The sequence below is a fragment of the Arenibacter catalasegens genome (genome assembly GCF_002909235.1).
Taxonomy (GTDB): domain Bacteria; phylum Bacteroidota; class Bacteroidia; order Flavobacteriales; family Flavobacteriaceae; genus Arenibacter; species Arenibacter catalasegens.
Genome location: NZ_PHQQ01000024.1, coordinates 51,394 through 72,710 on the forward strand (window position 1 = coordinate 51,394; position 21,317 = coordinate 72,710).

Below are 21,317 nucleotides of genomic sequence, written 5' to 3' on the forward strand. Positions count from 1 at the left end.
TGAGCACTTAGTTGAAAATGCCATAAAATAGTACTTGAGAATTTTTATCAAATTATTTACATGATATTTATCAAAACATATATTACTTTTAAAAAAAATATTTCAAAACGTATTATGAAAAAATCAATGTTCACCTTAACGTTAAAAAAATTATTTCTGCCAGTGTTGATGATTGGCATGTTTATGGCCAATGCCCAACAAAAGGTAGGTGGGCTGGCACTTTATACCGTCCGAGATAATATGGGAGCGGATGCCAAAGCCACACTTATGGCAGTTGCTGAGGCTGGATATAAAAATATTGAAGCTGCAGGGTATAAGGATGGGAAATTTTATAATCTGGCCCCAAAGGATTTCAACAAATTACTTAAAGAAGTGGGACTATCTCCTATTAGCACACATCAGGGAGGAGTTACCTTAGAGAATGCAGATACCATGATCGCCGATGTTAAAGCGGCAGGCTTCAAATACTTTGTGCTTCCTTCTTCCCCCAAAGAATTGAGGGATGACAATAAACAACTCGCTTCTTTCATGAACATCCTGGGCGAAAAATGTCATAAGGCTGGATTGAAACTCCTATACCACAATCACGCTTTTGAATTCGAAAAAGGGGGTGATGGCGTAGTTCCCTATGATTACTTACTGGAAAATACAAATCCAAAATATGTAAATTTCCAAATGGACCTTTACTGGGTAACCAAAGCAAATCAAGATCCTGTGACGTATTTTAACAAATACCCTGGGAGGTTTAAAATGTGGCATGTAAAGGATATGGACGACCAAGGAAGGTTTGCCCCTGTGGGTAACGGGCAAATTAATTTTTCCGAGATCCTTGCACAAAAAAAGAAATCAGGGATGAAATACTACATGGTGGAACAAGATAAAACTTTTGACATGACACCTTTGGAGGCTATAAAAATTAGTCATAAGGGGATTATCAAAATAGGATTTAAATAAGAATCCAACCAATTTCAACTGCCTATAAAATGGTGTTGAAAATGAATTGGTTTCTTTATAGCTAAACGGCTGCCAGGGTTTATCCATGGTAGCCGTTTGTTTTTCAACTCTCCGCTGCAACACTATATTATGTGTTAGGCTTAATCAAGATCATATCTTAGCAACCTCAGTGCATTGATGACTACCAACAAGGTAGACCCTTCATGAATGGCTACAGCCATACCTATATTCGCAAACCCGAAAAGCGTAGCCGGAATTAAAAATGCCACGACGCCCATACTGATCCATAGGTTTTGCTTAATAATTGCTTTGGATTTTCTGCTTAACCCGATTACAAAGGGAAGGCTTTCTATCTTGTCCGACATTAAGGCCACGTCGGCGGTTTCCAAAGCTACATCGCTCCCTGCTGCCCCCATGGCAATACCAACCGTACTGCTAGCCATAGCCGGGGCATCATTTACCCCGTCTCCTACCATGGCTATTTTTACGCCATTTTTCTGAAACTCTTGTATGGCCTTTACCTTGTCCTCGGGAAGCAAATTGCCTTTGGCCTCGGTAAGTCCAATTTGTCTTGCAATGGAGTCGCCCACGTTTTGATGGTCCCCAGTCAGCATAATCATTTGTTTAATCCCAATTTCCTTAAGTCGCTCCAAGGTTGCAGCGGCACTTTTTCTGGGAACATCCATAACACTCAACAATCCAATAAGCACTTGCTTATAACCCACCAACATAACCGTCTGCCCGTCCTTATGCCATTGGCTAATTTGGTCTTGGGCTTCAGAAGAAATAGGGATTCCCGCATCCTTCATCAACTGTACATTGCCTATTAAAATATACCCATCGTTATATTCTGCTTTTACCCCCTTCCCTTGAACGGCCTGCATATTAGTGGACCGCTGCTTGTTTTCAACGCCATACTTCTCCTTAAGGTCTTTTGTAATACTCTTCGCCAAAGGGTGATTGCTTAAACTCTCTACGTCAGCCACCATATTCAGAAACTCATTTTTATCAAATCCATTTATAGGAAGCACATTTATCAACCTTGGTTTGCCTTCGGTAAGCGTACCCGTTTTATCAAAGGCTATGGTAGTTAGGCTTCCCAAATCTTCAAGGGCTCGCCCTCCCTTAATAAGTACACCTTTTTTGGCCGCTCTAGCAATGGCGCTCAAGACTGCACTTGGTGTTGAAATGGCCAAAGCACAAGGACTTGAAGCTACCAATACACTAATGGCCCTATAAAGACTTTCTTTTACGGTCTCATCAATTATCAAATGAACGAAACACAAACTAACCACCAAAGTAATAACTGCAGGTACAAACCATTTTTCAAATTTCTTGGTCAATCGTTGTGTGGGCGATTTTTTGGTTTCTACTTCACTTACCATTTTTACCAACCTGGAAATAGTAGCATCCACATTCAATTTTAAAACTTGAACCTCCAGTATCGCATCCCCGTTAATAGTTCCTGTAAAGACGACATGGGACTGGTTTATTTCACTAAAATTTGGAAGATTAATGGTATCGGTAATCGCTGTTTTGTCTACGGGAATACTCTCACCAGTTATAGGTGACTGATCAATACTACTACTCCCTTTTACAATAACCCCATCTGCCGATATTTTGGTATTCGGTTTTACCACTATAATATCGTTCAACTTCAATTCCTCAACTGGAATTTCCTTAATATCCTGACCATTTTTAAGCCACGCGGACTTAGGGGAAAGCTCTCCCAGGGCCTTAATGGATTTTGTGGCCTTGTTCATGGCATAATGTTCTAAAGCATGCCCTAAACTAAATAAAAACAACAATAAGGCCCCCTCACCCCAACTGTCTATAAATGCAGCCCCTATTGCCGCAACGATCATTAAAAAATCAATTTCAAACTCCCCTTTCCGAATCTTGCCAATAGCCTCTAGAAGAGTAAAATATCCTCCAAAGAAATAAGCGGCTATATAGCCCACTAATACAGCCCATTCCGGGGCCTGGAATAAGGTGGACAAAATCAACCCTAAAAAAAAGAACACTCCACTTAAAATTGCAAAATAAAGTTCTGTCTTTTCACCAAAAACTCCACCATGGTCGTGATTATGGTCATGCTTTTTAGAATCTTGATGTGACTTCATAGATAAGTTATTTATAGGCAAAATTAACCGTATTGTACATGCAATGTATGTGCATTATTGGTTACAGTGCTCACAAATACCCTTTACCAGCATATTCACATCTTCTGGAATAAATTTTTTAGGAAGATTAATTTGAGGAATCCTATGCTCAGTTAAGCATGTTGTTTTATTACATTTTGTACAATGAAAGTGTAAATGCAGGTCCGAGTGCCTTGCCATACCCTCATCGTGATCGCAAAGCGCGTATTTGGGAATTCCTGTCCCATCGTCTATTTGATGAACAATACACTTTTCTTCAAATGTCTTTAAAGTCCTATATAAGGTAGTCCTATCGGATTTTTCAAAATTCTCCTCTACAGTGGTAAGACTAACAGCCGACTTCTGTGAGGCCATGAATTGATATACCAAAAGGCGCATAGCTGTAGGTCTAACTCCAAATTTCTTAAGTTGTATCTCTATTTCCTCCATAATCTCTGTGAGCGTTTGTAAACTATCCTTTTCTAATTGTTCATTGCCAACTAGCTTCTCATTAACACCAAGGTATTATTTTCTATGGTATTCTTTTAACACAATCCATAGTAGTTTTATTATTTTTGCTTAATACTCCTAATACCTGGTCATAATACTACTCGACATACCAATGGCCTTTCTCAATTCTGCAAAAATTATTTCAGTTTGAATAGTTGCCGTTATATTTTGTATTTTTAATCTAAACCAAAAACTCATGATCAAACCAACTTTTCTCAGACATACTTATCCTCAAATACTATTTTGTTTTCTAATTTTCAATGCTGTCTTAAATGCTCAAACCGAATCCTTTCATTACGGGGATGCACTTCCGGACGCACCCGAATTATCCACACGCGGAACCTATAGCGTTGGTGTTCGTACTATGGACTTTGTTAATAAAGGACAAGTGGATGTTTTAAATTCGAAAAACGGTGTAGACCCTATTTATAATCGTCCGTTAAAAGTAGAAGTCTGGTATCCGTCCCAATTGCCTAAAGGAACAAAAGAATCTGTTCTATACAACGAGGTTATGGGAACAGCGCATGACACCTTAAGACCTTTAATTCCATTTACCTTTAAAGGTAGGGCTACCCGCGATGCCTCTCCTTTGACAACAGATGGTTCTTTTCCTCTTTTGGTAGTAGCACACGGCTATGTTGGGTCAAGATACCTTATGACCTACCTAACGGAGAATTTGGCTTCCAAAGGCTATGTTGTAGTGGCTATAGACCATACAGACTCCACCTTTAAAGATGCTTCACCTTTCCCAAGTACCTTAGTGAATCGCGCTAAGGATATTACATTTATTCTAAACCAAATGGCGAACCTAGGCAAGGCTAAGAATAAAAACTTTTTGTCGGGATTGATAGATTCCGAAAATATTGGCATTATAGGGTATTCCATGGGAGGTTATGGTGTCTTAAATGTTGCAGGAGCTGGCTATAGCGATGGCCTTATAGGTTTCTTTTCTGGCATGACCGGTGGCAGTAAAGCAATAGTGGACCTAACCATGAGCAATCCCGCATATCCAAAAGTAGACCCAAGAATAAAAGCGGTTGTGGCCTTTGCGCCTTGGGGAATGGAGCGTGGTATTTGGGATGCAGAAGGCTTAAAAGGTCTAAAGGTACCCACCTTTTTTGTTGCAGGAAGCAAAGATGATATATCGGGTTACGAAAAAGGAATTAAGGCTATCTATACTGGTGCTGTAAATGCTGACAGATATTTACTTACCTATAAAAATGCCAGGCACAACGTAGCTCCAAATCCACCCCCAAAAGAATCCTTGGAGCCAGGCCACCATATAGATGAATATTATAGATATGCAGAACCTAGCTGGGACCAAAGAAAAATCAACAATGTAAATCAACATTTCCTGACTGCCTTTTTAGGTATTCACTTAAAACAAAAGGATTATTCGAAATTTTTGGAGCTACAGGAAAATTCCAATGAAAAGGATTGGACCGGATTTAAGCCGCGATCTTCAACAGGTATGGAGCTCTTACATGCCAATCCAACGCCCTAAAACATCTAATGGGGGTTTTAAACTCAACCCTATTTTCAATATATTATAATACACATTTTTTTAACAATCAGGCAATGAGGCTATTCTGGAAAATTATTAAAATATTATTGGCCCTTTTTATGATATATGCAGGGGTGCAACATTTTTTAAAACCCACCTTCTACCTGCCTTTCGTGCCCCCAATTTTACCTTTTAAATTGGGGGTTATCTATTTTTCGGGAGTTTTAGAGATGGTTGTGGGAATACTTCTCCTCCTTCCCAAATTTGCTAAATTGGGAGCTACCGGTATTTTATGGCTCATGCTCCTTTTTCTACCCATACATATTTGGGATGTATTTTCGGACCAACCTGCCATAGGTAGTCCGGAAGCAGCTATGATTCGCTTGCCCATACAATTAGTCCTTATAGGCCTGGCATGGGGAGTAAGAAAATATGCCACAGAATAGCAGTTTACACTGTTGTTATAAATTGTAGTAAACAGAAAGAATAAGAATTATGGGATTCTAATCCATGCTAAAACAATGTAACTTTGGCACATGCTGGAACTTGCCCATCTTCATTTTAAGATTTACAAGCCATTCGAAATGCTGAGTCAGTTGCATTCTAATGACGCCAAAGAGTCTCGCAACAAACGATTCTTAAGTGAACTCCATAATTTTCCCGAAGGTATTATGCCCATTGGCCGTTTGGATGAAAAATCGGAGGGATTACTCTTACTGACAACAAATGGAAAACTGAGCGATTTAGTAAACCGTTCAGGTGTAGAAAAGGAATACTATGCACAGTTGGATGGAGAAATAACCAATGCGGCCATCGAATTAATACAGAATGGAGTGGAAATAGGATTCCACGGCAAGAAATATATAACAAAAACCACAATCGTATCCAAGTTATCCATAATCCCCGACTTGCCCGAACCTGACAAAAAATTGAGAATAGGGAGACATAGGCCAACTTCATGGATAAGCATCACCATTACCGAAGGAAAGTTCCGTCAGGTCCGTAAAATGACAGCTGCTGTAGGCTTTCCTACGCTAAGATTGATTCGGATACGTATTGGGGACATTAAATTGGCCAATTTAACCCCAGGGGAAGTAATCCCCATCCACAACTTATCTATTTAGGTTGTCCTACTCAAAATTTATTGTTCTTGTACATGACATACACACAAGACCTTCAAGCCCTCCATATTGGTATAACCAATTTGAAAAGGCCTAAATTCCCTAAATAGGGTATAAACTATTTTCACCTCAAAATTGATTTTGATCTGTTACGAAAAGCATCTAATCCAAAAAAGAACAACGCATAAATTTACCTTGCCAAGCGCCAGGGAAAGTTTGAGGTCTTTGGCCATTCCGGTATACCATTAGGGTGCAGTTACACTTATCTCAGAAATCGGGGTAAGAAGTACTTTTCTGAATTCAACTTCCGAACCCTCGGCCTGTAAGGCAATATTTCCACTACTCGCCGTGGCATTATAACCATGGTTTACCAAATCGCCATTAACCCATACTTTAATTTCATTTTGGAGGCACTCAACGGTCATGGAATTCCATTCGCCCAAAGGTTTTTCAGATCCATCTGTAAGGTTTTTTACCCTACGCAATTTACCTTCGGTTATTCCCCAATCTTCTTTTGGCCCCCGTCTTTCCACCATATTATCTGTGGTGATATCCTGAACAATACACCAAAAATCCCCTGCATTCTCATGCATCATCTGAACCTCAATAGATTTGGGAAACATATCATATAACGATCTCGGTGTAGAGGCAAATACCAATACACCACAATTTCCGGGCTTTCCGGCAAAACGATACTCTACTATCAATCTAAAGTCCTGATAAATGGCGTCTGTTATAAGATGACCTTGTGGCTCTCCCAAGCTCACCAACATACCATCCCTCACAATAAAGGGGTTTATAGCAGTGGGATTGTTGTCCATTTCGGGCACATCTACGTGCCAACCCTCCAAATCCTTTCCATTAAAAAGACTTTTTGAGAATGGGGTAGCACAAGACATTAAGATAAAAAAAGTAGCTATAATAACGATTGTGCTTTTCATCCTATAATTTTATAATTTAATGTAGCCTTTATTGAAAGTTTCCAATTTCATTCCTTATAAATATATCGATTTCCTTTGATATTGCACTTATTAAATTTTTTTAATGGATCTTTGTAAGGGAGAAAATAGTATCCTGTTCCAGACCCATTCGAATCTTTCTTTTCAAATATCAATAAATTACAAAATTCCCTTTTCTAGGAATAAGACAGTTTAAATTAAGTAATTTGCAAGCCTTTTAAAACCCCTTTTAAAGTGAAAGTCTGTATTGCGGAAAAACCCAGCGTTGCTAGAGAAATTGCTCAAGTATTAGGAGCTAACATTAAGCATGACGGGTATTTTGAAGGAAATGGTTATGCCGTGACTTTTACCTTTGGACATCTCTGCACCTTATTTGAACCTAATGACTATAAGCCTTATTGGAAAAGTTGGGACTTGAATAATCTACCGATGCTGCCGGAAAAATTTAAAACAAAGGTGGTAGATAATGCAGGTATCCAAAAACAGTTCAACATAATAAAAGGCCTTTTTGATAAGGCAGAACTGGTTATCAACTGTGGGGATGCCGGCCAAGAAGGAGAGCTTATACAGCGCTGGGTTATGCATCAGGCCAATTACACTGGAGAAGTAAAGCGTTTGTGGATTTCTTCCTTGACTACCGAAGCCATAAAAGAAGGATTTACGAAGTTAAAGTCTTCCCATGATTATGATAATCTCTATTATGCGGGCTTTTCACGTGCCATAGGCGATTGGCTTTTAGGAATGAACGCCACACGGCTCTATACTGTTAAACACGGTGGCTATAAACAGATGTTGTCCGTTGGGCGGGTACAGACCCCCACCTTGGCCATGGTGGTAAATAGGCACTTGGAAATAGAAAACTTTAAACCCCTACCCTATTGGGAATTGCAAACCCTATACCGGGATACCGTCTTTAATTATGAAGAAGGCAGATTTTTAAAAATGGAGGAGGGTGAAGTTTTGGCCAAGGAAGTAAAAGAACACGATTTTGAGATTGTCTCCAATTCCAAAAAGAAAGGTAAGGAATACGCTCCCAAGTTATTTGATCTAACCGGTTTACAGGTCTATTGCAATACAAAATTTGGATTTACAGCCGATGAAACGCTTAAGATCGTCCAAAAATTATATGAACAAAAGGTGGTCACCTATCCTAGGGTAGACACTACCTTCTTGCCTAATGATGTATATCCTAAGGTAGCCGGAATACTCCGGAATCTAAGTGAGTACGAGGCACTGACCGCCGTCTTATTGTCAAAAAAAATCAAGAAATCTACAAAGGTCTTTAATGATAAGAAAGTAACGGACCACCACGCTATTATCCCAACAGGCGTTGAAATAAAATTGGCGCCAGCACAACAACAAGTTTACGATATTGTAGCTAGGCGATTTATCGCCGCTTTTTATGATGATTGTGAAGTTTCCAACACAACAGTGATTGGCAAGGCGGCCAGTATTCCCTTTAAAACTACGGGCAAGGAGATACTCAAGAAAGGTTGGCGTGTTATATTTGAGACTGCCGATTCCGTGGAAAAAAAATTGTCTGGTATCCTACCGAACTTTGTGAAAGGTGAAAAAGGCCCCCACGAGCCCTCCTTTTTGGAAAAGCAGACCAAGCCTCCTAAACAATTTACAGAAGCTACCCTGCTAAGGGCTATGGAAACCGCCGGCAAACAAGTTGATGATGAAGAAATGCGGGAACTTATGAAAGAAAACGGCATTGGAAGACCATCTACCCGTGCCAATATTATAGAAACCCTATTCAGGCGCAAGTATATTATTAGAAATAAGAAGCAGGTGCTGCCAACCCAAACTGGCATCCAATTGATCAATACTATTCAAAACGACTTGCTAAAATCTGCGGAATTAACAGGTTTATGGGAAAAGCAATTAAAAGACATTGAAAAGGGAAATTTTAGTGCTGGATTGTTCATCAACAATATGAAAAAAATGGTAGACGAATTAGTTTACGAAGTTAGAAGTGAAACAAAACGTGCCAATATCTCCCATACCACTGTCAACAACGATAAAGAAGCCGAAAAACCCAAAATAAATTCGAGTGGCATTACTGGTGAAACCTGCCCGAAATGTAAAAAAGGGAAACTTTTAAAAGGGAAGTCGGCCTATGGCTGTAGTGCGTATACTAAAGGCTGTGATTTTTTACTGCCGTTTGTTGTTCATGATAAAAAAATTTCTGAAAAACAATTAATGCGATTACTTCAAAAAGGCTGTACCGTAAATTTAAAGGGGTTTACTCACGATGGAATCAATGATATAGAAGGTCTCATCCGGTTTAACGAACAGTTCGGGCTAATTTTAGAGCCCAAGAAAAAACTGAATACCGATACCCCAGCTTGTCCAAAATGTAAAAATGGGATGATTTTAAAAGGTAAAACATCATACGGCTGCAGCAATCACGGCACCGGATGTAGTTTCAGGTTTACTTTCGAGGAAGTAAAAGCCAAAGCTGCCGATAAGCCATTGACAAAAGCTCTTGTTCTTTCAATTTTGAATGGTAATCACTAACAGGGAAGACTTTAATAACATCCTTTTCTAAGGGCCATACCCGTGGTACATAGTTTGAATCTAATTAGCATATAAAACGAAAGACCGTCCATTGTGGACGGTCTTTTTATCTCTCAAGGGTTATCCATTACATAGTAGTGAAATTGCCCTACTGTTCTAATTTTATAAAATAGCTACTAATTCCAACTCAAAAGTTAAGTCTTGTCCAGCCAAAACATGATTGGAATCAATAATAATACTTTCTTCCTTAATATCGCTAATACGCAATTGATTCTCCGTTCCGTCCGGATTCTTTGCAACAAGCATCATGCCTATCTCCGGTTTTATATCCTCAGGGAGTTCCGCTTTCTTTATTTCATGAAACAAATCTTCCCTTACATCGCCGTAAGCATCATCTTTGACTACGTTGATGGTTTTCTTTTCATTAATTTCCATATCCACCAATTCCTTCTCGAAACCTGGGATAAGTTGCCCTTGTCCCAAAGTAACTTCAAGAGGTTCTCTTTCCAAAGAACTATCAAAAATTTCTCCGGTTTTTAATTTTCCAGTGTAATGTACTTTTACTGTGTCGTTAACTTTAGCTTTACTCATAGAATTCAGTTTCTCAGATTTTTAATCTATCTCTTAGAGTGCAAACCTATGGGATATAGATTTTTTAAAAGAATAGATTGTCTAAAAACCTCCAAAATTCACAATATCTTAACACTTTCCCTTGAAAACCACGCGATTTCAACAATAACAGGGGTACTTTATTCCAAAATAGCTTGGTAAACCAAACTCCTTAATTTAGAATGATCATCAATTCCGTTGCTTGGTATAAGCTGTTTAAAATATACTACGATCAATTCTTCTACTGGGTCTGCCCAATAAGTAGACCCATAAGCTCCTCCCCACTCAAAAGTACCAACGGAGCCAGGTTCTCCCCTTTCGCCCACATTTTTGGTTATGGAGAAACCAAGTCCAAAACCAGAACCTTTTCTACTGCTATATGGAATGTCCCGTACGTCTACATGGTCTGCTATCATTAATTCTACGGTTTTTGGGGATAGTATCCTATGTCCGTTAAACTCACCTCCATTTAACATCATCTGTAAAAATCGGGCATAGTCCATAGCCGTAGAAAGTAGACCTGCCCCGCCAGAAAAGCTTTTTCGAGGTCCCTTAACATAATGGCCTTGCCCCATTCCCAAGCCAGGGTCTGGAGATCTTTCAAGAGGTTTTCCTTCATAGGCCATATAGGAAGTAGCTAATCTTGCTGTTTTATTCTTTGGCAAATAGAAATGTGTATCCACCATTCCAATAGGGTCTAAGATTCTTTCCTTTATAAAAGTGTCCAATGATTTACCAGAGGCTTTTTCAACAATTACCCCTAAGATATCGGTGTTGTAACCATATACAAACTTTTCTCCGGGTTCCGCATCCATAGGCAATTTTGCCATACGGGCAACGGTTTCATCAATTGGTTCGTTCCTATCGGCAAAATACCAATTCTGTATACCGGCCTCCTCCCATTCTTTTTTTGCAGGGCCATGGCCATAACCGATTCCAGCCGTATGGGTCAACAAATCCCTTATAGTAATGGACCTATTCGCTTTTACCACATCATACCCACCATCATCACGTATTTTGGCAACTGTAGTTTGCTGCCATTCAGGCAAATATTTACCAATTGGATCAGCTATTAAGAGTTTTCCTTCTTCCTGTAATAGCATAACAGCCACACTTACTATGGCCTTTGTTTGGGAAGCTATCCTAAATATAGCGTCATTGGTCATCTTTTTCCCCGTTTCCAAATCGCTGTCACCAAAAGCATGCTGATAAATTACCTTACCCCTTCTTGCTATGAGGGCCACATTTCCTGCCATTTTACCATCTTTAACATATTGTTCTAAGGTGGCTGATAAGCGCTCTAATCGTTCAGAAGACATCCCTACTTCCTCTGGTAGTGCTGTTGGCAAATCTTGCGCCTGTGTAAGGGATGTCCATAACAGACAACCAAATATCAAAAGGTAAACTTTAAATAATTTTGTCATTGTACTTTAAAATTTGATGAGTATTTTCTTTTAAGAATGCTAAAAGTTATTGCTTTTTTCGGATTTACAAAATAGTAAATGGTTTTCGATCATTCTTAAACTCCTTTGTTAATATTTCAATATTAAAGCAGGAAGGATAAAATCTAAATTTCCTTATATGGAATTAAATAAACTTTGCAAACAGAGTTGTTATATTGATAACTTGGAAGATTGATGGAATTCAAACCCATCTAAAATAACATCGAAATAAGAGAATTAAAGGATTGGTTTGGAGTATATGGTAACTAGGCCCATCTGCCCAAATACAAACAAAAAAAAGGGTAGTACATAAATCCATACAATGCCATATTTATTTACACTACCCCCTATATATTATATGTGCACAATTCCATTTTAGGAACTGACATAGACACTAGATTTTCTTCACACGAACCGCATTCATACCTTTCAAACCTTTTTCAAGTTCAAAGGAAACCTTATCATTTTCTGCAATTTCATCTATCAGCCCACTAACGTGGGTAAAATATTTTTCTTGATTTTCGGTATCGATAATAAATCCAAATCCTTTTGAAGTATCAAAAAAGGACACTTTCCCATTTCTAACAGGGTCAAATTCCTCAACATCACTATCATCCCTTTTAGGAACGCCAATTTCTATAGTAGAGGCATCGACTTTTATTTTTTTGGATGGATCTGGCGGAGTATCCGTTAAATTCCCGTCATGATCAACATAGGCGAATTGAATTCCCGGTCCATTTTCCTTGGACTCCAACTTGCGAGCTTCTTTTTTCTTTTGCTTTTCCTCACGCTTTTTCAGGCGCTTCTTTTCTTTTTCACTTTTACTATAAGTTTGTTGCGATTTTGCCATTGTTTTTTTTAAAGTTATAAATTGTAAATCTCGTTTGAGCAGCGGTTGAAATACTAAACGAGTGTTTGAAAAAGAAAAATGAATCTATTTTTATCTACCCAAAGATTTAGTAGCAGCAATGGTAATTACAGGTCAATGCGCAACTCTTTAAACTTCCGCAAATATAAGGCTAGTATTTCAATTATTTTAATATAGTCCCCCAATTTTTTATTACAGTCCTATAAATTTGGCCATGATTTCCAGGATTTTGAGATTACATATAAGAAATTTAGTCAGGCGCTTTGGTTCGCCCTATAATTCACCTTACCAGTTCCCTGTTCCTTAACTCTTAGTCCCTTCTCTAACTTAGTACTTTGCCCATATCTGCTATTGATCTACTTTCTATTTTGCTATATATTAGGTGATTAGCATACATTTTGGCAATTTTTCTTACAACTCGACTTAAAATTTCTTAACTTATATGCATATAAACTCAAAAAACTCACATATGAAAAAGTATTACTTTATTGCTTTGATTTTCCTTTTTGGGATGGTTGGTTTTACCAACGCCCAAGTAACAGGATCAGTCTTGGATGAAGATGGAGCGCCATTGCCCGGTGCATCCATCGTAATTAAAGGGACCACAACAGGTACAACCACGGATTTTGATGGCAATTTCACCATTGAGGCCTCCATGGGCGATGTTTTAGTAGTTTCCTATATTGGATTCGAGACCATACAAGTAACGGTCAACAGTACAGACATGGCTATTCGACTCACATCTGGAGTAGCATTGTCTGAAGTAATTATCGTTGGTTCGCGTAATCCTAATAGAACTGCCACCGAAAGTACCGTTCCAGTAGATGTCATAGACATGAAAGAACTAAACAGCGTGGCTCCTCAGGTAAATTTAAACCAGATATTGAATTATGTGGCGCCCTCCTTTACTTCAAACACCCAGACCATATCAGATGGAACAGATCATATTGACCCAGCGTCCTTAAGAGGATTGGGTCCTGATCAGGTATTGGTCTTAATTAATGGAAAAAGAAGACATACCTCCTCCTTGATCAACGTAAACGGTACTTTTGGTAGGGGAAGTGTGGGAACAGATTTAAACGCCATTCCTGCTGCTGCCATTCAACGTATTGAAGTCTTAAGGGATGGTGCCGCTGCACAATATGGTTCCGATGCCATCGCCGGGGTAATCAACATTATCTTGAATAAAAGCGTAAACGAACTTACTACAACGGTCACAACAGGTGCCAATTTCACCAAAAACGCCAATGACCAAACAGGTGGTGTGGATGGAGAAACCACTAATCTTTCCGCCAGTTATGGAATCCCATTGGGCGATAACGGTGGATTTATAAACTTCTCTGGAGATTTTGACGTTCGTCAAGAGTATAGCCGAATGAACGAATGGGAAGGTTCTATATTTAATTTGTACAATACCGTAGAAAGAGTGGCAAGTGAAGATGAATACGACATCTCTAAATTATTGGATGATGACGTAGCCGATGTAATCCAGTATACCGACCAAGCGGGAATTAACCGTAATGGAGCAACCACTAAAGAAGATTTAGGAACAATTCTTGGCGCGGATGCAACCACTTCAGAGCTGGCGGCTAGAGGGCAGCAAAGAAGCGATTACAATATGAGGGTAGGACAATCTGCTTTGCGCGGGGGCCGTTTGTTCATGAATTTCTCGTTACCAATGGATGATATTGGTACAACCCTATATTCCTTTGCAGGGTTAAGCTCCAGGACTGGTAATTCGGCTGGATTCTACAGGTTACCAAACCAAAGCAGAACCTATACTCCTGCATACATTAATGGGTTTCTACCTGAAATTAATTCCGATATTAAAGATCAATCCTTGTCTGTGGGAATCAAAGGCTTGGTTGGGGATTGGAGCGTAGATCTGAGCAATACTTATGGAAAAAACTCCTTTTTGTATACCATTGGCAATACATTTAATGCCTCCATGCAAAATGCGTCTCCTACCTTTTTCGATGCCGGTGGATTTTCCTTTCTTCAAAACACCTCCAATTTGGACATTACTCAATTCTTTGACGATGTGATGTCTGGGTTAAACATTGCGTTTGGTGCGGAGTATAGAGTAGAGAACTACGATATTGTTGCAGGAGAACCAGCATCATATGGTCAATATACTAATACTGGACAATTAATTACAGTGGCCACTCAACAACCTTCAAGAGATTTCTTCGGAAGTGCCCGACCTGGAGGCTCCCAAGTTTTCCCTGGATTCTCCCCTTCCAATGAATTGTCAAGAGGGCGGAGCAGTGTAGCTGGATATTTCGATGTAGAGGCCGATTTTTCGGAAGCATTTTTAGCGAGTTTTGCAACTCGATATGAAAATTATAGCGATTTTGGTGGTACCATCAACTTTAAATTGGCTGGAAGGTTTAAGGCAACCGATAATATAAATATCCGTGGGGCATTAAACACTGGATTTAGAGCTCCTTCCCTGCACCAAATCAACTTTAATTCCACCTCCACTATTTTTGATAACGAAGGTAATCCACAAGAAGTAGGTACTTTTGCCAATGATAGTAGGGCTGCCAAACTTTTGGGTATTCCCCAATTAAAGGAAGAAACATCCTCAAGTGTAAGTTTGGGGCTTACTGCCAAAATACCGGACGCAAATATTACTGTGACAGTGGATGGCTATCTTGTGAAAATTAACGACCGTGTAGTATATACCGGTCAGTTTTCTGGACCCGGTACTGGTACCGAATTAGATAATCTACTAAGACAGGCCAATGCCACGGCCGCCTCATTTTTTGCCAATGCTATTGATACCGAATCCAAAGGTTTGGACGTTGTCGTAACCCACAAAACAGACTTGGGCTCCAATTGGAGACTGAAGTCGGACCTAGCAGGTACTTTCTCTAAAACTAAAAAAGTAGGAGATATAAATGCATCAGACGTTCTTAGGAATGCTGGATTGGTAAACACTTACTTTCCTGAAGATAGTAGGGTCTATTTGGAGGAGGCTGTACCTAGAACCAAAATAAATCTTTCCAATAGTCTAACTTCTGATAAATTTATCATTTTTCTAAGAAATGTATATTTTGGAGAAGTTACCGAAGCAACTACTACATTGGCCAATCAGCAGGTATTTAGTAACAAACTGGTAACCGATCTTTCGGTAGGCTATAAAGCCACGGATGTCTTAACATTGACTTTGGGAGCCAATAACCTGTTCGACATCTATCCAGACAGAGCAGAGGATGAATTTGGAAATCGTAGCGACGGTCGTTTCGATTGGTCCCGTAGAGCCCAGCAATTTGGAATTGGAGGTAGATTTCTTTTTGCAAGGGTGAGTTTTACACTCAAATAGGTCTAATTTAAAAAAGTATTCACATAAATAAGAAAAGCCACCTATTCGGTGGCTTTTCCTATATTGTTGTTAGCCAAAATGTAGGCAAACAACTTTTAGGTCCTATACCGTTAACTTTACCTCCAATACTATATCCGTCTTTAATAATTTAGAAATAGGGCAAATTTCCTTTGCTTTTTTGGCTATTTCCCTAAACTGCTCTTCCTTAATGCCCGGTACCTGACCGCTTAGACTCAAAGTTATTTGTGTAATACTACCGTCCTCAAAGTTCACCTTAGCAACGGTATCCAAGTTAGTCGGCGTAAAACCGGCCTCACCCAATAAAAAACTTAGTTGCATAGTAAAGCACCCGGCGTGGGCCGCTCCAACCAATTCTTCTGGGTTGGTACCTTTGCCATCTTCGAATCTCGATTTAAAGGAGTATTGAGTGTCCTTCAGTATGGTACTTTCCGTACTTAGTGTACCTTTACCATCCTTGCCACTCCCTTTCCAATTTGCACTTGCATTTCTACTAAATTTCATATATATCTATTTAAGGTTAGAATAATCGATTATTAATTTAATTAAATATGATTGTTTTCCTAAACATGAACTTTTAAGTTTTCCCATCGCCTACCTACAATATACCCATGAAGTCTCCAAATCATAAGCCTTGAACCCATCTTTATATGTTTCTTGAACGAAGATTGGAATAGCACTTAAAAGCACGGGAAAGAGCGAACCTGAAAATTGATCTTCCTCGTTCCTCTAAGATATTAAATAGCCAATAACATTCCCTTAAAATTCTCATAATTCCGATTAAATATCTAAAGATTTGAATTAATCCGGCAAATACCTCAACGCATGTAAACCTTGGTACATACATTTAACTTATATACTTCAAATCTTGTTGAGAACATATAAATAATAGGTCCTTTATAAAATCCGTACGCTACTAAAACCCATTTACTCCAAAAAATACTGTAATAGCTAATAATAATTAAATAATTGATTACAAGGTACTTACATCAAAATAAACATAATAATATTTCATTCATATGTTAAATATTGCTTAAAACGGTACTATTTTATACATAGTACTGTAACAAATTTATTCATGTATCGTCTACTAATAGTAAATCAATTAATCATATAAAAATAATATCATGGAGACGATCAACAAACACCTTGTAAAACAAACATTGGAATCTTCCAAAAGTAGAATTTGGAATAGTAAAAGACGATACAATTAACCTACTCTCCCCTACCAATTATCATAATATTAAAATCAATTAAAAAAACAACATCATGGAAACTATCAACAAACATTACGTAAAGCAAACATTAGAAAATTCAAAAAGTAATATCTGGAACACCAAAAGACGTTTCAGGTAATATATAAAACCTAAAAAACAGAAATAATGAAATCATATATTCATAAATCACATTCAGAATCAACTAATTTTCAGTTAACAGGGGAAAGTATTTTGATGGTAAATTTTCGGAGTATCAAGAAAAACCGTTGGGCGGAGCGTAGAATTTATTTAAACTAATAATTTCGATTTTAGAGGACATGGCTCAAATTTTAAAAGCAGTAGATTTTGGAATCAACTGCTTTTTTAATATTCGATCATCATGGATATTTTTCGCGCTCCACTAAACGCCCTGATGTGATTTGCAATACACAATTGCTGCTATTCCTCTTTAGGCGAATACCTACTTGAAAACCTGGAGAACAAAACCAATTTTTTTCTAGTATTAATAAAATAGACCCCTGTTAGAAGAACAACAGCGGCAATAATGGATTGAGTGGTTATCTCTTCGCCCAAAAAGAACCAACCTAATAAAAGCGCTATAATAGGATTTACATATGTAGATGTAGCTACCTTTTCAGGGGAAACAACTTTTAGTAAATAATTAAAGGCCGTAAAGGCAACTATGCTACCAAATATAATCAGCAATAACATGGAATATTGTACCCGACTGCTCCAAGTAGTTGGCGAGGTCCAGGTTTCCCCGATAAGCAAACTCCCGATCATTAGTATGATTCCCGCAGCTAACATTTGAAAGCCCGTATTTACAAAATAGTTCTTAGGAAGATCCGCCTTGGCCACAAACAGACTTGCATATGCCCAACTTATCATACATAAAAAAATCATTACCATTCCAAGAATCGAATTCTCCTTGCTTATTACCTGATTTTGGCTTACCAATAAATAGATGCCCACGATCCCAACTATTACACCCACAAAGGACATGGTCTGAATCTTTTTCCCCTCAAGTATCCGCATCAACAATAAAATAACTAGAGGTTGTGAAGCTATTTCCAAAGCTGCAAAACCACTATCCACGTACTTTAGGGCCCATACCACAAAACCATTTCCAAAGGCTAGGAACAAAAACCCCGCAATACTGGAATTTAATAATTGCCTTTTCGTAATGGTCAATGGAATTCCCATTATTTTACATAGCGCAAATATCAAAATACCCGCGACCGAGAAACGTATGGAAGCCAACATAAAAGGTGGCAATTCTTGCACCGAAATCTTATTTAATAGATAGGTGGAACCCCAAATAACATATATGGCAAAAAAAGAAAGTACAATAAGTAGGGTATTCCGGGATTTGGACATAAAAAAAGCTTTTCCAATGAAGCACAAAAGTAAGTATATCTTTTATTTATTAAGCTCTTCTGCCCCCCTACATTTATCGATTAAAAATAAAAATATTTCATTATCCCTAAGTGTATTGTTCAGTAAACAAGACATTTACCTCCAATTTATACAAGAATCACCTTAAGATAATAATAAGTCTCAATAATAGTTTTTAATTCAATTTTGCGACGAACTTTCTGGTTACCAACTTCCACCACCGCCACCGCCAAAACCGCCACCGGATGAACCGCCCCCTGAACTGCTACTGCTGGACGGTGAGCTTACCATATTGGACTTGGTGCTGGCCATAGAACTGGAAAACGATTTGGAAAACTGATTCATAGTTAAGGAGCTGTTGGAAGCAGTGCTATACCAATGTGGTGGAGGTATATTTAAATCCCTAAATTTTTTGGCCCATTGGTCAAACAAACCAAAGGCCAAGGCATATCCAAGGGTATTTTCAAAATAATGTGGATCATCTTTTAAAAGCGTTTTGAGCCTATTCTCCTCTGCCACTTTAATAAATCTTTTAAATCCATTTAACTCTGACAATAATTCATTACCCTTTGCATTCTTTTTTACCATAAAACGATTAATAAAAATGAGAAGAATACAGGAAATTAGAATTGCCACAGCGGCCAAAGGACCCCAGAAGAAAAGCCCTAACACTGTGAGTCCAATCGCCAGAGCTACCAATGCAAAATACATAATGCCCTGGATTTTTTTGGACTCCGCTTCGTAATAGGGCTGAGCCATTTCTTTTAATTGGCTTCGGGCCTTTATCATCTTTGTGTAAAAGTTATCTTTTAGACTACTTACCAGTACTTCTGTCCCGACTACATTGTTATTGTCGCCAAACAATCCCTTAAATATCTCCAATTCATAGGATGGAGAATCCAATGGTAATGACTGTAGACGGATGATTTTGGTGTCCTTAGATCCAAAAAGACCCTTTTTGGGAATTTCCTCTAATCTTATAAGCCCTTTGGAACCCCAATGTGGTATTAGTGAGATTAAATCCGAATTATCGTCCTTATCATTGATTAAAAAGCCAACCATGGCCGGATCTATATTGTCTGGCGGGAAATAACTAGTGGTGGCAATGATACGTTCATCCCTTCCAAAATTCCACCATACCCTAAAAAATGCAAAAAACATTATCCCTATCAAGAACACCCAACCGAACCGGTCCCAAAAAGGCCAAAAAGGTTTCTCTTCTAGGACTGATCCTAGAGGAAGGTTCATCAAAACCGTAACGCTCTGTCCTGGATTGGATACAAAGCCTGACTTACTTGTACCTGAAAATTCGTTGGTCGTGTAATATAATTGTATATCGGTACTCTTTGTGTCTGTGCCTCGCTCTCCCGAATAAACAAAACTATTTTCTTTGCCTGGATATACATTTTCCGGAACATGTATGGTAAAACTTACTTGGTGAAAATCGGCCTGCCAATCCTCTGGCTTTATGTTCCAATAGAAACGAATTTGGTTATCCTCAAAGAGAAAGGCATTGTGAACGCGGTATTTTATCTCATAGTGCTGGGGACCAACTAAGGTCTTATCCTTGTCGCCAATTTTTATCTGTACATTGTCCTGTAACTTTTGCACAAAGTCGAACGGAGCATCAAATTTGTAATTGGGAACCTTTATATTGCTAACTTTAATCTTGCGTTTAGAATTCGTACCCACCGAATCTACAAGGTCATATTCTGTTTGAATGTTCCTATAAATACCATGTTTGGGAATTTCAAAGTTAAGATCATAGTTTTCCACCACATCAAAATAACCTTCTTGATGAAGGGTAATATCCACTGTGTAATTTTTAACCGTAAAATCCTGGGCCTCGCCCCTACCAATGGCAAAGAGAAAAAATAAAAAGAAATATATGTTTTTCATTAAGAGAAATCTACTTTTACATTGGCCCTACTAGCTTCCTCAGTTTCAAAATAATCGAAATGTTGATATTTGAACAAACTGGCAACCAGCACTCCCGGAACACTTTCCCCATAGGTGTTGTTTTCTCTAACAGAACCATTATAATACCTCCTGGCCCGTTCCAGGTTTTCCTCGATCTCATTTAATTTTTGTTGAAGATCCAAATAACTGGCGTTGGCCTTCAGGTCCGGATAAGCTTCTCCTAAAGCAAATATGCTCCTTAAGCTCTGTTGCAGTTGGTTTTCTGCCTTTATTTGGGCATTAATATCTCCCGAAGGGACGGCCATTGCCGCGTTGCGTGCATTAATAACAGATTCCAAGGTAGATTTTTCGTGTTTTGCATAACCCTTTACGGTTTCTACTAAATTGGGTATTAGGTCGTACCGTCTTTTTAATGCTACATCAATATTGCTCCAGGCATCCTTGACTAGATTTCTAAGTCTGGCAAAGTGATTAAAAACATTTACTAAGAACAGGGCTAGCAGAGCTACAATTCCTAAAAAAATAATTAGCGTAATCATGGTTCAGTGTTTTTGGTTGATAAAATATGACCTCCACTAAGTTACTATATTTTCTTATTCGGGCCGCAGGCTATTTAACAAAATATAGTTCAGATCTAGGTTACTTAATTGAAGGTCTATTTACCTATCTTTTCCCACAATTCCATAATTAAGGCATTCCCCTATTCTATTCAACAAAAAAAGTGCAGCGTAAACAAGGCGAACCAATAGTTTATAAGCCCAAACCATGTGCGAAGATTACAAGCTATATGATTGTTTCACACCCTATC

16 protein-coding genes are annotated in these 21,317 nt (G+C 38.5%); 6 read left to right on the top strand and 10 right to left on the bottom strand.

Annotation, left to right across the window (positions count from 1 at the left end; translation table 11 throughout):
• Nucleotides 1-114 precede the first annotated feature (114 nt).
• On the top strand, nt 115-954 hold the full coding sequence (locus CWD90_RS17230) for a sugar phosphate isomerase/epimerase family protein (RefSeq protein WP_394335826.1): 840 nt from the start codon (nt 115-117) through the stop codon (nt 952-954).
• Between the two features lie 140 nt (nt 955-1,094).
• On the opposite strand, the gene CWD90_RS17235 is transcribed toward CWD90_RS17230, so the two are convergent.
• A complete protein-coding gene (locus tag CWD90_RS17235; RefSeq protein ID WP_103477307.1) occupies nt 1,095-3,077 on the bottom strand; it encodes a heavy metal translocating P-type ATPase in 1,983 nt (660 codons plus the stop codon).
• A gap of 54 nt (nt 3,078-3,131) precedes the next feature.
• The gene (locus CWD90_RS17240; protein ID WP_103477308.1) at nt 3,132-3,545 is read right to left on the bottom strand and encodes a Fur family transcriptional regulator; all 414 of its coding nucleotides are present in this window, start codon (nt 3,543-3,545) and stop codon (nt 3,132-3,134) included.
• Between the two features lie 256 nt (nt 3,546-3,801).
• Here CWD90_RS17240 and CWD90_RS17245 point away from each other — a divergent pair, with 256 nt between their 5' ends.
• The 3 genes from CWD90_RS17245 to CWD90_RS17255 all read left to right on the top strand — a co-directional run bounded on the left by CWD90_RS17245 (nt 3,802) and on the right by CWD90_RS17255 (nt 6,233).
• The gene (locus CWD90_RS17245; protein ID WP_103477309.1) at nt 3,802-5,109 is read left to right on the top strand and encodes an alpha/beta hydrolase family protein; all 1,308 of its coding nucleotides are present in this window, start codon (nt 3,802-3,804) and stop codon (nt 5,107-5,109) included.
• Nucleotides 5,110-5,183: 74 nt separating this feature from the next.
• The gene (locus CWD90_RS17250) at nt 5,184-5,555 is read left to right on the top strand and encodes a DoxX family protein (RefSeq protein ID WP_103477357.1); all 372 of its coding nucleotides are present in this window, start codon (nt 5,184-5,186) and stop codon (nt 5,553-5,555) included.
• A gap of 90 nt (nt 5,556-5,645) precedes the next feature.
• A complete protein-coding gene (locus CWD90_RS17255) occupies nt 5,646-6,233 on the top strand; it encodes a pseudouridine synthase (protein WP_103477310.1) in 588 nt (195 codons plus the stop codon).
• A gap of 242 nt (nt 6,234-6,475) precedes the next feature.
• Here the strand turns inward: CWD90_RS17255 and CWD90_RS17260 are convergent, their stop codons facing one another.
• On the bottom strand, nt 6,476-7,171 hold the full coding sequence (locus CWD90_RS17260; RefSeq protein WP_103477311.1) for a 3-keto-disaccharide hydrolase: 696 nt from the start codon (nt 7,169-7,171) through the stop codon (nt 6,476-6,478).
• 252 nt (nt 7,172-7,423) lie between these two features.
• Here CWD90_RS17260 and CWD90_RS17265 point away from each other — a divergent pair, with 252 nt between their 5' ends.
• Complete coding sequence (locus tag CWD90_RS17265) at nt 7,424-9,712, top strand: type IA DNA topoisomerase (protein WP_103477312.1); 2,289 nt, start codon at nt 7,424-7,426, stop codon at nt 9,710-9,712.
• Nucleotides 9,713-9,874: 162 nt separating this feature from the next.
• On the opposite strand, the gene CWD90_RS17270 is transcribed toward CWD90_RS17265, so the two are convergent.
• The 3 genes from CWD90_RS17270 to CWD90_RS17280 all read right to left on the bottom strand — a co-directional run bounded on the left by CWD90_RS17270 (nt 9,875) and on the right by CWD90_RS17280 (nt 12,613).
• Nucleotides 9,875-10,303 (bottom strand): FKBP-type peptidyl-prolyl cis-trans isomerase, encoded by a 429-nt coding sequence (locus CWD90_RS17270; RefSeq protein WP_103477313.1) that lies wholly within the window; start codon nt 10,301-10,303, stop codon nt 9,875-9,877.
• 158 nt (nt 10,304-10,461) lie between these two features.
• Entirely contained in the window at nt 10,462-11,745 is a 1,284-nt protein-coding gene (locus CWD90_RS17275) for a serine hydrolase domain-containing protein (protein WP_103477314.1), read from the bottom strand.
• Between the two features lie 412 nt (nt 11,746-12,157).
• Nucleotides 12,158-12,613, bottom strand: coding sequence for a cold-shock protein (locus CWD90_RS17280; protein WP_103477315.1), 456 nt, complete (start codon nt 12,611-12,613; stop codon nt 12,158-12,160).
• Between the two features lie 487 nt (nt 12,614-13,100).
• Here CWD90_RS17280 and CWD90_RS17285 point away from each other — a divergent pair, with 487 nt between their 5' ends.
• Nucleotides 13,101-15,959, top strand: coding sequence for a TonB-dependent receptor (locus tag CWD90_RS17285; protein ID WP_103477316.1), 2,859 nt, complete (start codon nt 13,101-13,103; stop codon nt 15,957-15,959).
• A gap of 102 nt (nt 15,960-16,061) precedes the next feature.
• On the opposite strand, the gene CWD90_RS17290 is transcribed toward CWD90_RS17285, so the two are convergent.
• The 4 genes from CWD90_RS17290 to CWD90_RS17305 form a co-directional block, all read right to left on the bottom strand.
• Nucleotides 16,062-16,481, bottom strand: a complete 420-nt coding sequence (locus CWD90_RS17290; protein ID WP_103477317.1) for an OsmC family protein — start codon at nt 16,479-16,481, stop codon at nt 16,062-16,064.
• 1,151 nt (nt 16,482-17,632) lie between these two features.
• Nucleotides 17,633-18,571, bottom strand: a complete 939-nt coding sequence (locus CWD90_RS17295; RefSeq protein WP_103477318.1) for an EamA family transporter — start codon at nt 18,569-18,571, stop codon at nt 17,633-17,635.
• A 222-nt stretch (nt 18,572-18,793) separates the two neighbouring features.
• Nucleotides 18,794-20,488, bottom strand: coding sequence for a DUF2207 domain-containing protein (locus tag CWD90_RS17300; RefSeq protein ID WP_103477319.1), 1,695 nt, complete (start codon nt 20,486-20,488; stop codon nt 18,794-18,796).
• Complete coding sequence (locus tag CWD90_RS17305; RefSeq protein WP_103477320.1) at nt 20,488-21,048, bottom strand: LemA family protein; 561 nt, start codon at nt 21,046-21,048, stop codon at nt 20,488-20,490. Before CWD90_RS17305 ends, CWD90_RS17300 begins: the two co-directional genes overlap by 1 nt.
• Nucleotides 21,049-21,317: the final 269 nt, after the last annotated feature.